Origin of the sequence: Mahella australiensis 50-1 BON (assembly GCF_000213255.1) — a bacterium.
In the GTDB taxonomy this organism is placed as follows: Bacteria; Bacillota; Clostridia; order Mahellales; family Mahellaceae; genus Mahella; species Mahella australiensis.
On the sequence record NC_015520.1, the window covers coordinates 1,514,876 to 1,529,635 of the forward strand.

Below are 14,760 nucleotides of genomic sequence, written 5' to 3' on the forward strand. Positions count from 1 at the left end.
AAGCAAGCAGCGAGTATACTTGCTTTTAGGACTAATTAATCACCGACACCATTTACCCCTTACATTATACGAATTATAATTACCTGTTACATTTGGATAAGCTGATAGGCAATAATATTGCCCTACGCCGCCATAAACAGCGAGCTCTAGCCGTTCTTATTTATATTTATCTTTGGAAGTGTGTAACGCCAAAGTATTATAGACTGTATTATAACAACAGCTACTATCATTATAACGATAGATAATCCACGAGGCAATTCTATCTTTGGTATCAACCAACAAGCTGCTGATATAATAATATCGGATAGGATTATTGGTACAGACTTATTCCCGAACATTTTGAATAATATATTGTTTTTATAACCGTATATTACACAACCAGCAACGAGCATTATTAGCCAATGAATCATAAAGCTATCAGCCCTTGGTAAATAATATCCATACCAACCAGCAGCAGAAGAGGCAATAAAAATTAAGCCCCATAACTGAAGATTTTTGATTTTTTTAGCCACAGTATTAAACACCCCCATATTTTCTATTTTAACATAATAATCATAATCATCTAATAAACTTATAATCTTATCTCCAATAACCCATTTCTAGTGGCGGATAACTTAGGACAGGCCTAATGTAAATTCCCTGTTTAGTTGCTACAGCATATATTATTCTTCCTGCTAATTCTGTCAATGATGGTGCAGCAATTAATGATAATATGACAGTAAGAGTTGCACCAACAGGGCCACCGACTACAGTTGATAAACCTGTTAATGCTGCAGCAAGGGCAGCAGGACCTGCTTGCGCAGCTACAAGCAATGCTGCAGCTATACCACTAGTTAAATCATAATATGATATATATAGAGTGCCATTTGAAACATATACTTGCGGCTGTACCCTGCCTATATCCCCTATTAGAAAATTAGACAGGAGTTACGCAAAACGATATAAATGGCTTAAATCTAACATTTAAGTAGGAGATACTGTAAAATACCTCAAATCAACTTCTGAGTAAGAGCAGAAGATAAGATATTTACAGTATATACTTTCCTCAGCAAAGACGAATTCATACACAAAGTTATGAGTGAAGATAGCATCAGAACAATCATCTTCGAAAACTTCGCTGCTTAAAATATTAGATTTTCAAGGTTCAGTGGACTTTTGCATAAGTCCTATTATTTGTATTATATCAAGCAGTGTTAGTGGTGTCAAATGCCAAAATCGGTGATAAATGGCGTTTAGTCCCCTGATTCTGGAGTTTATGTGGTAAATGCTTCTATATCCTCGACATTGCTCTAAAATGCTATGCGATTTTGGCAATAAAAAGGTTTAACAAACGCGCATCATTCATTGCTAACCTTCTTTCTTATTCCACACGCGTCAAAACACCACCATCCATCTCATAGACAGTGTCGCATAGTGCCTCTATATCTTCCGCATAATGCGATGATAAGATAATAGTGGTGCCTTCTTGATTTAATTCTTTGAGCACCTTGCGAATTTCTATGACCCCTTGTTTATCAAGACCGTTCATAGGCTCGTCCAATATCAATAACGGCGGCCTTTCCATAATAGCCTGCGCTATCCCAAGTCGATGTCTCATTCCCAAGGAATACTTGCTGACATGCTTTTTAAGGTTAGGATCCAACCCCACTAGCTTCAGCGTTTCGTGAATTTCATCGTCCGATATCTTTCTGTGTATGGATGCAAGCAACTTGAGATTTTTATAACCGCTCATTGAATTTATGAAACCGGGATCCTCGATAACAATACCCATTTCTTGCGGTGCACCAACTTTAATAGCCTCACCTTTTATAAGAATTTTACCTGAGCTTAATATCATGAATCCGCAAATACATTTAAACAGCACTGTTTTGCCGGAACCGTTTCGGCCGATAATACCATGTATCCTGCCGGTTTCGAATTTGACCGTCACATGGTTTAAAGCGGTTGTATCCTTAAACTGTTTGACAGCATCGAATACCTCTACTATACAATCCATTATTACCATCCCTTCTTTTTAAACCGAGTATAGTTATTACATACCTTCAAGCATATTTATATCTTTTTTAGAAAACGAGATAACAGAAATTATACTGAGTATCAACGATGTCACTGAAAGAAATATAACAGCATATTGCAGTGACGGTGAGTCGCCGGAATTATACCAGTCTATATACCGTAAACTGCTCCAGCTAAGAGGCGAAAAGTAATATACCTTAAGCCCTATCGTTATCCGTCCCACAAATATTGAAAAGTATGAGATAAATATCAGTATACCTGCTGCTATTATACCGCTCATTTTCCCGATAATTATATTAAAGCTAAAAATGACTATTCCCATGAACAACGTAACTAAAAAAAACAGCCCCAAACTTATCAGAGTAGCTTCAATTGCCGAAAAAGATGTAACGATACTGCTATCTATCAAAACTGTTAGATTAAGTCCTTTTTCATATGCGCTCGCCGGATTCATAGCTAATGTTCTTATAACCTTTCCCCAATCGCTTGTAAAGTCTATGTAAGGGAAAAAAGAAATAACTGTTATTGCATAGTTGATAATGGTATACAGTAGGCTGGTAAAAACGATATAACACAGTTGGCCCAATACCCAAGGAGTTCTTCCCGTTCGTATCAGGAGAAACGGCGTATGTTTGTCTATAAAGGGTGCATCGGAAAATAGAAACATGGCAAAGCAACCGTAAACAGGCATTATTACAGGAGTAATAAATATATGCGGAAAAATCCATGGACTAACGCCGACCCCAACTATCTTTGCATATTCATATATCCCGGAAAAATTCCATATATTGAACACAAATATAAGCGCAAAGAGGGTATAGATTTTAATATCTACGACCCACTTCCTATAGTTGGTGATTGAACATAAAAGCACGTTTTTAATATTCATGATGTCTCTATCCTTCTTTTAATCTGTTTGACGGTAACGAACAATAAAATACCAAGTAGGACGATGACAGGCATCAGCTTATACAAAAACGCCTCCAAAGGGCTTACATTAGGATAAATGCTTTGAACAAGAAAATCTGGTTTAAAAAAAACCGGTATCGAAGCGTGTGTAACTAATCGCATAAGAACAAAGTATATAACTATTGGGGCAGCTATCACACTAAACTTATTGGATATGAAAGCCGATACTGCTATAGCGCCGCCGGCGAATAACGCCGCCGATAACGAATAGTGAACAGCGATAACCAAAATATACATGATAGGCTTATTATTTTCCAATAACGCTATATAGGAATCCCCACTTGAAATTTGATTAAACAATGGGAAGAACACTGACATAAGCAACGAGAAAATAACTATGCCGATGCAAACGGACAAAAAACCGGCTATGATTGAAGATATGAATTTACTGATTGCATACTTTTTTACACCTGTGCGTATAACCCAAAAAAATGTGGCTTTATCCTCCGTATCCGAAGCAAAAGACATTCCGTATGGCAATATGGGTGCGATACACAAAACAAATAAAGTAGATCCGCTGCCGGTTAAGGCATGACCAAGTAAATACATAACATCGGCGGTATCGGTAATGAATCCCGAGCAACTGATGAACATAACGAATATAATAAATGCGACAGAAATGATAAAATTAAACGATAGTATAGCTCTGTAAAGATCAGCTTTCATCAAAGATATAAATAATTTCAATTTTTCACCACCTATCCGGATACAATTTCCCAGTCACCGCATTTACAACGTCGTATTTATACGTAATAAAAGTAGTGCCATCCACTTCTCTGGCCTTTGCACTGCGAAATACCCACCCGGGAACCAATTCAACCATATTATCTTTAGGCACGTTTAAATAACATAGTTCTGCTGAAATGATGCTTACATCATCTTCTAAAATCGTAAGCGAGTAGTTATTTATCAACGCATTTAATGCATCATAAAGGTTAATCAGCTTATTATTTTCTTTTTCTTCGGTAATATTTAAGATGTTGTATGCTACTATTTTTCTTATGCCTGTTTTGTCATATACTAAGTAAATACAAGTTGCGGGCATCGGATTTCCCCACGCCGATGCCTTGGTGCCATCCGGCATTTGCCAGCCTTTGTTGACAATCGGTATGTTATCAACAAGCTGACGCAAAGAGAAGATGTAACATTCATCATCTTTGGTCCACTCTAGGTTTTTTCTATCATCCTCAGCAATTTCGCTATTTAGGTACAATTTATAATGGGATGTTATGGTTTCCAAATCCAAGGAATAGGCTTCATCGACATCAAATTGAGGCATTCCTGCTACATTAAATATTCTCTTTATATCAGCCAGCGTATCTTTATATGATAAAAAATCCAAATCTTTATATGAAGCATAGTCACTGTTAAGAGCATACCCATATTTTTGTGCATCAAAATCAGGATCATTGAATAATATAGATGCTACAGTATCTAATTTTTCCGATGGGATACTGTTTATTTCTTTTGAGTAAGAAAAACCGCCTTTCGTATCTGTTACTGTGCCAAAACTTTTGCCACCATCGTATATGCTTAAAAACTCTTTTATGTTACCGTCAGAAGCAATAATTTGAGGACCCTCCGCCCATATTTTTTCTTCGGTAACATTATTTTTAACAAATGCGTCTATAAGCTTTTGTTTGTCAAATTCTATATAATCTGCTTTATAGGTTTTTGCCTCACTAGGATTCTTTACCTCATCCAAATTTACATCTATCGACAATTTGTCAGGCAAAGTTATGCTTTCAAGAAAAGTTTTACTATCCATACCCTCAAAACTATCAGCCCTTTCATCTTCCCCACATGAAACCAATATCATAGACATAGTTATCAGTATAAAAAGTAAAATAGATTTCTTCATTTCGCCTCATCCTTTTATAGTATATTTACCACAGGGAACTCTTGGAAAGTCCGAAAGCACTTATTTTTTACACTGATTGTATTATACCAAGCAATATTAGTAGTGTAAACTGCCAAAATCGGTGATAAATGGCGTTTAGTCCCCTGATTCTGGAGTTTATGTGGTAAATGCTTCTATATCCTCGACATTGCTCTAAAATGCTATGCGATTTTGGCAATAAAAAAAGCGACTTTTCAGCCGCCTATTCGATATTTTCTTCATCATTTTTCATAAAGCCCTTAACCTCGTTCAATAGTTGGGGTACAGCGTCCACCAACCTATCCACCACGTTGTTGTAGAGTACTGGCAATAGCCGAATCTGCTCTTTGCCCACTACAAGGAATGCCACCGGTTGAACGGTTACACCTGCTCCAGTACCGCCGGCAAAAGGTAATTTTGAACCTTCCGCGGTATCGGCATTTGCCGATGTCTCTTTGCCTCTATTCGACGTAATGTTATAATCCCCGCCGCCTGACACAAAGCCAAAAGAAACCCGCGATATGGGGATTATGACCTTGCCTTCGGATGTTTCTACCGCATCCCCTACGATGGTATTGACGTCTATCATATCTTTAATATTCTCCATGGTGGTACGCATTATGTCTTGTATAGGATGCTGTTCTGCCATTTTTTATCACCGCCTTTATTTTATCCATAATAATAATTTTAAGCGCTTTAATGCTTGCGATAATAATATGGCCTAATCTGAGGCGTATTATACCATCGCCGTGTACGGTGATATTATTGCCGGCGTAATTGGGTTTTATGTTTATATCAGCGTCGCCTATCATAGTCCTCGTTTTAGCGTAGCTGAATAATATGTATATGAGCGATTGGATACTTCCTGTAAGAAGGGCCGTAACGGCGGCATCATATAAGCCGATGCTCATATGTAGCTGTATATACGGTATGCGCACCACACTTAGTATGTATAGAATTACCGCTTTCAATCCTTTTGCCGAAGATGCCCAGCGTTTTATCGATTCGGCGACTTTTTGTAAAGGAGTCTCTCTGGCTGCCGCATTATCGGTTTTTCTGATAAGCAAGCGCCAGCGTTTTTTGCTATCGACCCCAAGGGACATATTATACCGAAGCGTTACGAGGCCTTTAAGCCAACGCATCGATATAAACAGGTAATTTTCAGCATTATTCACGAATATTTTTATTTCAAATTCTATGGTGGAAAAACATAGCAGTGCTATTGCCACACCGATGATCGAAATTATCAAAAGCCACATTTATAAACACGCACTCCATATCTGTATAGCAAAAATATACAAATATAGGCTACCCACTGATGCCTGCCGCTATTCAATTTTAGGCAGTTCTTTCAGATCCGACAGACCGAAATGTTTTAAGAACTCGTCGGTGGTACCGTATTGAATGGGACGGCCAGGAGTCGACAATCGGCCTACGGCTTTTATAAGGCCTTGTTCCAGCAACAGGGATATGACCTTATCGCTATTCACTCCCCTTATATCCTCGATCTCCGCTTTGGTAACAGGTTGTTTATATGCTATGACAGTCAGTGTCTCCAGCATAGCATTGGACATCTGCTTTTTGTATACTGGGCGCAGGAATGCCTGTATATATGACGCCATTTGGGGTTTAGTAACCATTTGATAACTGTCGGCTATTCTTTGCAAGCATATGCCGCTGTCTTCCCTTTCATATCTGCGCTGCAGGGTTTCGATCGCTGCATATATGCTTTGTTCGTCGGCGTCGAACAACTCTGTTAACTGTTTGACGGACACGCTGTCGCCGTTTACAAAAAGTATGGCCTCGATGGCTGCTGTAAGTTCATAAACGTCCATATTATTATCCCTCGCCTCAATGTCGTCGCTTTATTCGGTTTATTATGAGCTCGGCAAATGGTTTGGACTGATAGGCATCGGCTTCACCGGACTTCATCAGTTCCAGAACCGATAAAAAGGATACCACCACATGCGCTTTATCGAACCTGTAGCGCGCCACGATGCGGCCGAAGCGTATTCGCTCGAACAGGCTCAACAGGCGTTTGAATATATTTATTTGCCTGTTTAAAGAAATGGCCTCGGCTTTAACATTATAAGGCGCTACCGGCTTGATTCGATTCAACAATCTATGATAGCAGTTGAATAAATCCTCTGCGCTAGCATTTATTTCTATAATGCGTATGGGTTCTGGCTTTGAAACGTAGCGGACTGGCCCGGTAAAGACCATCTCCTGGCATTGCTCCATAGTGCGTAAATGGGCGGCTGCCTCCTTGTAAGCGCTATAGATTTGCAGCCTGGCCTTTAAGCGCTGCTCGGGATCGGCATCGTCGACCTGCTCATTCTCTCCGGCTTTGGGCGGATTTGGCAGCAATAACCTCGACTTTATCTCTATCAGAGTGGCTGCCGTTACCAGAAATTCGCTGGTTAAATCCATATTGTTATCCTGGGCCTGCGATATGTATTCCATGTACTGATATGTTATATCAGCCATGGAGATATCGGTTATTTCGAGCTTCGATTGTTTTATTAAATACAAAAGCAGATCCAGAGGTCCTTCAAAGGCATCCAATTTTACATTGTAGCTCATAGCCCCATTTTGGTTCTAACCTCATCTATGGTCTCTTGTGCTATTGGTTTTATCTTATTGTAGCCATCGTCGAGCACATCGTGAACGTAATCTATATTCTTCTCCAGTTCCTTACGGCGCTCATATATAGGCTCCAAAAATGCTACTACATTATCAGCCAACTGGCGTTTGCATTGAACGCATCCTATTTGGCCGGCCTTGCACTCGCGCTCGCGTTCCTGGACTATATCGGGACTGAATACTTTGTGGAAGGCAAACACCGAGCATATATCCGGATGCCCAGGGTCATCTTTTTTTATCCTAGCCGGGTCGGTAATCATCATGCTTATCTTTTTCCTTGCCGATTCCGGGTCTTCTGAAAGAAGTATAGTATTGCCATAACTCTTGCTCATCTTCCTGCCATCTAATCCCGGCAGCACTTTTACATCATTTAAAAGCGCTTGAGGTTCAGGAAAGGTTTCACCATACAAAAAGTTAAAACGCCTGACTATCTCGCGCGCTAATTCCAAATGGGGCAATTGATCCTCGCCTACAGGCACTATAGAAGCCTTGCATATCAATATGTCTGATGCCATCAGGTTCGGATAACCGAGAAATCCGTATGTGGCTATCTCTTTATCCTTTAACTGCACCAGTTGATCCTTATAGGTAGGGCATCGCTCCAACCACGATACCGGCACTATCATGGACAACAGCAGGTGAAGTTCGGCTATCTCTTTGACGCGCGATTGCACATATATAGCGCTCTTATTTGGGTCCAAGCCAACGCTTAGCCAATCTATAGCCATCTGCAATATATTATCTTTTATATCCTCGCTTTCTTGATAAGCCGTCGTCAAGGCATGCCAATCCACTATCGAGTGAAAACACTCATATTTGCCTTGTAATTTAAGCCAGCTATCCAGGGCACCGAAGTAATTGCCCAAATGAAGCCTGCCCGTTGGTCTCATACCGCTCATAACGCGTTGTTTTGCTGTCATAAAACATCCTCCTGCTAAAAGAATATAGAGTAGAGCGCCATCACTATGACATTCATGCCGTTTATAACCAAACTCATCAAAGGATTCATAATGCGCCCTATAATACCTGTTATGATCAATATTATAAGTACTATGAAGCTATAGCGCTCGAATTCCCAAAAAAATTTTACATTATATCTGAAAAACAAGCTCTTAACAACATGATAGCCGTCCAGCGGTGGGATAGGCAATATATTAAATACGGCCAGCCCTATATTAAGCCCTACTATAGCCCAAAGTATGTTAGCTATTATCTGATTATCAAACGAAGCGGACATCGATAAAAAAGCTAGTACGGTATATGCTATCAAGGCTATTATGAGATTGGTCAGCGGCCCTGCTATCGATACAAGTATATCGCCCCACTTGCGGTTCTTGAAATTCCTCGGGTCTATCTCTACCGGCTTAGCCCATCCGAATCCGGCAAACAGCAAAAGCAAAAAGCCTACGACATCTATATGAGCCATAGGATCCAATGTCAAACGGCCCTGCTGCCTAGGCGTAGGATCTCCCAATCGGTCCGCTACCAAAGCATGAGCGAATTCATGGAAGGAGAAAGCGATTAAAAGCGCCAGCAACTGATATAAAAATGTCATCAGATCGAAATTCCTAAAATTTAACATATTCTATCCTCCTGTGATATCCATATTATCATTATACCATAATTGCTGGCTTTACTGCGCCTTTTTGTTATAACCATGATGGAATACAATCATGGCTTATGAGGTCATCGTACGACTGGCGACTGACCATAAGCTCCGCTCGACCATCCTTTACCAACACTACAGCAGGGATCGGAAGCCTGTTATAATTGCTGGCCATGGAATAGTTATATGCGCCGGTATCAAAAACAGCTAGTATATCACCTGCTTCAACTTTTGGTAAATCTATGTCCCATATAAGCATATCGCCTGATTCGCAGCATTTACCGGCTATCGATACTGTACATTCCGCAGGTTTATCAGCCTTATTGGCTATCATGGCGCTGTATTTGGCTTGATATAAAGCCGGTCGCGGATTATCGGCCATGCCGCCGTCCACGCTCACGTATGTGCGCACATCGGGTATATGCTTTATAGCGCCGACCATATACAGCGTTATGCCAGCCGGGCCTGCTATAGAACGTCCCGGTTCTATTAATATGCGTGGGTATTGCCTTGCATTATTATCGCAATAAGCCTTTATACCGTCGGTCAATGCGTCTATATAATCTTCGGGCGCAAGAGGATTGTCTTCTTCAACATATCTTATGCCGAATCCTCCGCCGAAATCTATCTCGTCCATGTTTAACCCGTGAGTATCATTTATATCCCACATAAGTTCAAGCATTATTTGAGCAGTCTCAATATAGGGATCAGTTTCAAATATCTGGGATCCGATATGACAATGCAGACCTTTTAACTCCAAATGAGGCTGAGTCAATATATATTCTATGATGCGGTATATCTGTCCGTCTTCTATGCCGAATCCGAATTTGGAATCCTGTTGGCCAGTCTTTATATAGTGGTGCGTATGGGCATCTATGCCTGGTTTGACACGTACCGATACGCCTATATTCTTATCGTAGTTTCGTGCTAGCTGTTCCAACAGTTCTACTTCGTGAAAGCTATCTATCACCACGCGTTCTATGCCGTATTCTACAGCCATGCGCAGTTCCTCATATGATTTATTGTTCCCATGCATATATATCCTCTCGGGGGGGAATTCGGCTTTCATAGCTGTATACAGTTCTCCCCCCGATACTACATCGAGGCCCAAGCCTTCCTGCTGTATAAGCTTGCACATAGCTATATTGGTGAACGCTTTACCAGCATATAATACCATGCCGTTGCCATATTGTCGTATAGCGCTCACATATCGGCGGCATGCATCGCGTATCTGAGTATCATCCATAACATAGAGCGGTGTACCAAATCGCTGCGCCAGGCTTATGGTATCGCATCCGCCTATCTCCAGATGTCCTTTATCATTTATCTTCATAGTACCCCACCATTCCATAAATCTATAGCATAAACCCCTTTACAATAATATTATAAACCGGCGTCTGGAATGTATCACCATTCCCGGCACCGGCACGTCCAATGTATATATTTATAGTATAGCGCAAATATATCTATTTAGCAATTATATTTCAGAACCACTGTGCTAAAAGATCCTTCAATATATCGGTCACCGACGCTCTTTCTACAGGCTTATCGGCTATGATATCAACGCTGCCGACCTCTTGTTCACCTTTAAGAGCGGTTAGCTTGCCTATCTTTTGAGATTCCACTACTGGCGCTTCAATAGTTTCGGGTAATTCGATGCGTTTTTCTATAGAAGCGGTATCGGTTTTTTTGGTCAGGACGCTGAGATCGTCGGCTGCTATACCATTAACCTGATCCGATTTGCCCCTTGTGACCCTTATATTACGTATAATCTCACCTTTTTTTACTATTCGATTTATGGTAAAAGTGTTGAAACCATAATCCAGCAGCTTAGCTGCCTCATCAAATCGCACTTGACTGGTAGGCCCCCCCAATATCACCGCTATCAAACGCATGTCATCCTTTTTGGCAGTAGCAGATATACAATATTTAGCCTTATCGGTAGAACCTGTCTTCAACCCATCGGCACCATATGTGCGTATCAATTTATTCGTATTAGCTAGATTGGTTTCCCCATCTCGAAGCGTGTCCATCCATATGCTGGTATACTTAAATATACCGTCATGCTTGGCCAGTTCCCTGGACATCAATGCCACATCGTAAGCGCTGGAGTAATGATTGTCGTCATCGAGACCATGTACATTAGCGAAGTTGGTGTCGTTCATTCCAAGCGATTTGGCCTTTTCATTCATCATTTTAACGAAGTTCTCTTGGGTACCAGCTATATACTCGGCCATGGCCGCGGCTGCATCGTTGGCCGAATTGACAGCTATAGCCTTCATCATCTCATCCACCGTCATCTCCTCGCCTTCCTCCAGCCAGATCTGTGACCCTCCGAGCGAAGCGGCGTCTTTGCTGACCCTCACGACATCGGTGGGCTTGATGCGACCGGAATCCAATGCCTCCATTATAAGATCCATGGTCATTATCTTCGTGATGCTGGCTATGGGAAGCTTTTCATGGGCATTTTTTTCATACAATAGCTGGCCTGTAGCTGCATCCATTAAAACAGCCGATTTGCTTTGCAGCTTTAGCGGATCTTCACTAGCGGGCTGCTCATCCTGCTCGTTCGGCTCATGAGCTGCTGCGATATTGCCTATAAACGCCCCATTCAGCAAAGCGAGGCATAACGATACGATAAAAATACCCTTATATAGTTTTGAATTCAAAATAATCCCTCCTCCATGGTTGCTAATCCTAGCATATCCATAGAAAAGGGATGTTATTCAATCATATCAGGCCATTTCTTTTATGATATCCATTATAAGCGTTTGAAACATATCGGCTATGGCATTAGCGGTGTCCATCACTTCTTTATGCGAAAGCGGCTGTGGCAAAACGCCTGCTGCCATATTGGTTATACATGATATGCCCAACACTTTCATGCCGGCATGTACGGCGGCTATAACCTCGGGTACCGTAGACATGCCTACAGCATCAGCGCCAAGCAAGCGCAACATACATATCTCCGCTGGCGTTTCATAGCTCGGTCCATTCAAGGAGACATACACGCCCTGACGTAAATCTATGCCATGTTTCTTTGCGCATTCCAGGGCTACCTTTCTTAATTCAGCATCATAAGCACAAGACATGTCCGGGAACCTTGGACCGAGTTCTTCGATATTGGGCCCTATAAGGGGATTATCGCCCATTAAATTTATATGATCCTCTATAAGCATGAGATCGCCGGCCTTGAAGTTCAGGTTAATGCCGCCGGCGGCATTGGTAACCACCAATTTGCTGCAACCGAGCATCGCCATAATTCGCACCGGCATGCATACCTGTTGAAGCGAATATCCCTCGTAATGGTGAAAGCGGCCCTGCATCACGGCCACATTGCATCCGCCCAAGCTACCGAATAGAAAACGCCCTGCATGGCCTGCCACTGTGGAAACAGGAAATTCCGGTATATCCCTATAACTCACTATAACAGGATCCTCTACCCTTTGAGCCAGATTGCCCAAGCCTGAGCCCAATATAAGTCCTACAGATGGTTTAAATTCGTTTAGATGTTCGAGTATATAATTGCGTTGTTTTACAAGTGTATCGTACATGCTTACCCCTCTTTACATTATATCATTTTTAAAGCTACAGCCGTTATCCAGTGAACCTGCTTTCAGTATATCGGTTATGGTAGCGCCGATGTCGGCATATGTGGAACGTACGCCGATGTTTACGTTGCTTCTGATTTGCCGGCCGTATAGCAGTATAGGTATATATTCGCGCGAATGATCAGTGCTGGGCGTAGTAGGATCACAACCGTGATCGGCCGTTATTATAAGCATATCATCATCTCTCATAGCTGTTATAAGTGCCGGTATGGCCGCATCAAAATCCTCCAGCGCTTTGGCGTAACCTTCCACATCGTTTCTGTGACCGTATAACATGTCGAAATCGACGAGATTGGTAAATATAAGCCCTGCGAAATCCTGACTCATGTAATCCAATGTGGCCTTTATACCGTCATCGTTGTTAGTGGTATGGCGCTTATCTGTAATGCCCTGTTGAGCAAAAATATCCTCGATTTTGCCCACTGCAGCTACACTGTATCCGCACGATACTAATTTATCCAAAAGGGTGGGAGCAGGCGGTTTTAAGGAAAAGTCCCTTCGTCGCTCGGTACGTTGGAAATTGCCGGGCTGTCCTATAAACGGACGAGCTATCACCCTCGCTACTCCATGTTGACCAGTCAATATCCTTCGCGCTTTTAGGCACATATCATATAGCTGGTCTACAGGTATTATGTCTTCATGAGCAGCTATTTGGAATACGCTGTCGGCTGATGTATATACTATGGGATAACCGGTTTGCATATGCTTTTGACCCAACTGCTTTATTATCTCGGTACCGGAAGCTGCTATATTGCCTAATATCGGACGACCTATGGCCTCTTCAAAAGCCCGTATTACATCTTCTGGGAAACCATGGGGGTATACGGGAAACGGTTTATCCAATACTATACCGCATATCTCCCAATGACCTGTGGTCGTATCCTTTCCTTTGGACTTTTCGGCTGCTTTGCCGAAACAACCTATAGGATTTTCGGTTTTTTCTCTTATATTTACGTCATCTATATTTCCAAGGCCCAATGATATCATATTGGGTATAGACAGATGGCCCCTGGTCCGCCATATATTACCGATGGTGTCACTGCCATCATCGCCGTAATCGACAGCGTCTGGCAACTGCCCTATGCCGACGCTGTCCAATACTATCAATATCACCCTCTTTATCATCTGGCAACCCCTTTTGGATGCACGAATTGCATATATGTATATGTGGTGGATATGTCGGTATGGCCCAACAATTGCTGCACGGTCTTTATGTCCATGCCGCTGCTCAACATATTTATGGCAAAGGAATGCCTTAATGTATAAGGTGTTATAGGTTGATTTATACCGGCTTTTTTAGCATAATACTTTACTATTTTCCAAAAGCCCTGCCTACTCATAGGTTGCCCGTGACAATTGACAAATACTACGGATTCTTCTTTACCATTTAACAGCTTGTCCCTGGCCTGGATGATATAATTTTGAAGATACTGACATGCTACACGGTTTATCGGTAGCAGACGTTCTTTGTCACCGGACCTGCATTTTACATAATTCATTTCCGTATTTATGTCATCCATGGTCAGCTCCAGCAATTCCGATACCTTAAAACCGGTGGCATATAGTATTTCCAACATGGCTTTATCGCGGATGCCCTTTGGCTCTTGCAAATTCGGCTGAGCCAGCAATAATTTAACCTTATCCGGTGACAAAATAGCAGGTACGCGTTTATCCATCTTGGGAGTTTGTAAATCAACAGAGGGGTCGATATCGCTATAACCCTTTTGTACCATAAACTTGCAAAAGCTCTTTATCGATGATATCTTACGCGACATAGTGGTCGATATGCAGCCTTTTTGTTTCAAATAATCCATATATTCGGCAATAGCATCAGACGACAGCATGTTCTGCAATGCGGCTTGTCCATCGGTAAATCCCAAGTACTGGCGTACGTCGGTAAGATAACATTCAACGGTATTGGAGGTCATCTTCCTTTCCTCGACCAAATAACGCTTATACCCATCGATATAGTCACTGTACCACATAAAACCGCTCCTTTGAAAGTTATTATTTACTATTATTATTTACCAAATTCC

At 41.6% G+C, this 14,760-nt stretch carries 17 protein-coding genes; all 17 read right to left on the bottom strand.

The window, feature by feature from the left end; genetic code table 11:
* Positions 1 to 146: 146 nt before the first annotated feature.
* On the bottom strand, positions 147 to 512 hold the full coding sequence (locus MAHAU_RS07165; RefSeq protein WP_041643940.1) for a hypothetical protein: 366 nt from the start codon (positions 510 to 512) through the stop codon (positions 147 to 149).
* A gap of 67 nt (positions 513 to 579) precedes the next feature.
* On the bottom strand, positions 580 to 813 hold the full coding sequence (locus MAHAU_RS15585; RefSeq protein ID WP_148258402.1) for a hypothetical protein: 234 nt from the start codon (positions 811 to 813) through the stop codon (positions 580 to 582).
* Positions 814 to 1,360: 547 nt separating this feature from the next.
* Positions 1,361 to 1,996 carry an ABC transporter ATP-binding protein gene (locus tag MAHAU_RS07170; RefSeq protein WP_013781060.1) on the bottom strand — a complete coding sequence of 212 codons (636 nt, stop codon included), beginning with the start codon at positions 1,994 to 1,996 and terminating at the stop codon, positions 1,361 to 1,363.
* A 36-nt stretch (positions 1,997 to 2,032) separates the two neighbouring features.
* A complete protein-coding gene (locus tag MAHAU_RS15855) occupies positions 2,033 to 2,905 on the bottom strand; it encodes a hypothetical protein (RefSeq protein WP_013781061.1) in 873 nt (290 codons plus the stop codon).
* The gene (locus tag MAHAU_RS07180) at positions 2,902 to 3,672 is read right to left on the bottom strand and encodes a hypothetical protein (protein WP_013781062.1); all 771 of its coding nucleotides are present in this window, start codon (positions 3,670 to 3,672) and stop codon (positions 2,902 to 2,904) included. The genes MAHAU_RS15855 and MAHAU_RS07180 overlap by 4 nt, the downstream gene beginning before the upstream one ends.
* 4 nt (positions 3,673 to 3,676) lie before the next feature.
* Positions 3,677 to 4,846, bottom strand: coding sequence for a hypothetical protein (locus MAHAU_RS15860; protein ID WP_013781063.1), 1,170 nt, complete (start codon positions 4,844 to 4,846; stop codon positions 3,677 to 3,679).
* Between the two features lie 241 nt (positions 4,847 to 5,087).
* Positions 5,088 to 5,513 (bottom strand): GerW family sporulation protein, encoded by a 426-nt coding sequence (gene ytfJ / locus MAHAU_RS07200; RefSeq protein WP_013781064.1) that lies wholly within the window; start codon positions 5,511 to 5,513, stop codon positions 5,088 to 5,090.
* Positions 5,458 to 6,123: a DUF2953 domain-containing protein gene (locus tag MAHAU_RS07205; protein ID WP_013781065.1), complete on the bottom strand. Its 666-nt coding sequence runs from the start codon at positions 6,121 to 6,123 to the stop codon at positions 5,458 to 5,460. The genes ytfJ and MAHAU_RS07205 overlap by 56 nt, the downstream gene beginning before the upstream one ends.
* Before the next feature lie 69 nt (positions 6,124 to 6,192).
* The gene (gene scpB, locus MAHAU_RS07210; protein WP_013781066.1) at positions 6,193 to 6,699 is read right to left on the bottom strand and encodes an SMC-Scp complex subunit ScpB; all 507 of its coding nucleotides are present in this window, start codon (positions 6,697 to 6,699) and stop codon (positions 6,193 to 6,195) included.
* A 16-nt stretch (positions 6,700 to 6,715) separates the two neighbouring features.
* A complete protein-coding gene (locus MAHAU_RS07215; protein WP_013781067.1) occupies positions 6,716 to 7,447 on the bottom strand; it encodes a segregation and condensation protein A in 732 nt (243 codons plus the stop codon).
* Entirely contained in the window at positions 7,444 to 8,427 is a 984-nt protein-coding gene (gene trpS / locus MAHAU_RS07220) for a tryptophan--tRNA ligase (RefSeq protein WP_013781068.1), read from the bottom strand. The genes MAHAU_RS07215 and trpS overlap by 4 nt, the downstream gene beginning before the upstream one ends.
* Before the next feature lie 14 nt (positions 8,428 to 8,441).
* Positions 8,442 to 9,089, bottom strand: coding sequence for a site-2 protease family protein (locus tag MAHAU_RS07225; RefSeq protein ID WP_013781069.1), 648 nt, complete (start codon positions 9,087 to 9,089; stop codon positions 8,442 to 8,444).
* A 67-nt stretch (positions 9,090 to 9,156) separates the two neighbouring features.
* Positions 9,157 to 10,446 carry a diaminopimelate decarboxylase gene (gene lysA, locus MAHAU_RS07230; RefSeq protein ID WP_013781070.1) on the bottom strand — a complete coding sequence of 430 codons (1,290 nt, stop codon included), beginning with the start codon at positions 10,444 to 10,446 and terminating at the stop codon, positions 9,157 to 9,159.
* 151 nt (positions 10,447 to 10,597) lie between these two features.
* Entirely contained in the window at positions 10,598 to 11,782 is a 1,185-nt protein-coding gene (locus tag MAHAU_RS07235; RefSeq protein ID WP_013781071.1) for a D-alanyl-D-alanine carboxypeptidase family protein, read from the bottom strand.
* Positions 11,783 to 11,848: 66 nt separating this feature from the next.
* The gene (locus MAHAU_RS07240) at positions 11,849 to 12,667 is read right to left on the bottom strand and encodes a purine-nucleoside phosphorylase (protein WP_013781072.1); all 819 of its coding nucleotides are present in this window, start codon (positions 12,665 to 12,667) and stop codon (positions 11,849 to 11,851) included.
* A 12-nt stretch (positions 12,668 to 12,679) separates the two neighbouring features.
* Positions 12,680 to 13,849, bottom strand: a complete 1,170-nt coding sequence (locus MAHAU_RS07245) for a phosphopentomutase (protein ID WP_013781073.1) — start codon at positions 13,847 to 13,849, stop codon at positions 12,680 to 12,682.
* Entirely contained in the window at positions 13,846 to 14,709 is an 864-nt protein-coding gene (locus tag MAHAU_RS07250) for a tyrosine-type recombinase/integrase (RefSeq protein WP_013781074.1), read from the bottom strand. The genes MAHAU_RS07245 and MAHAU_RS07250 overlap by 4 nt, the downstream gene beginning before the upstream one ends.
* Positions 14,710 to 14,760: the final 51 nt, after the last annotated feature.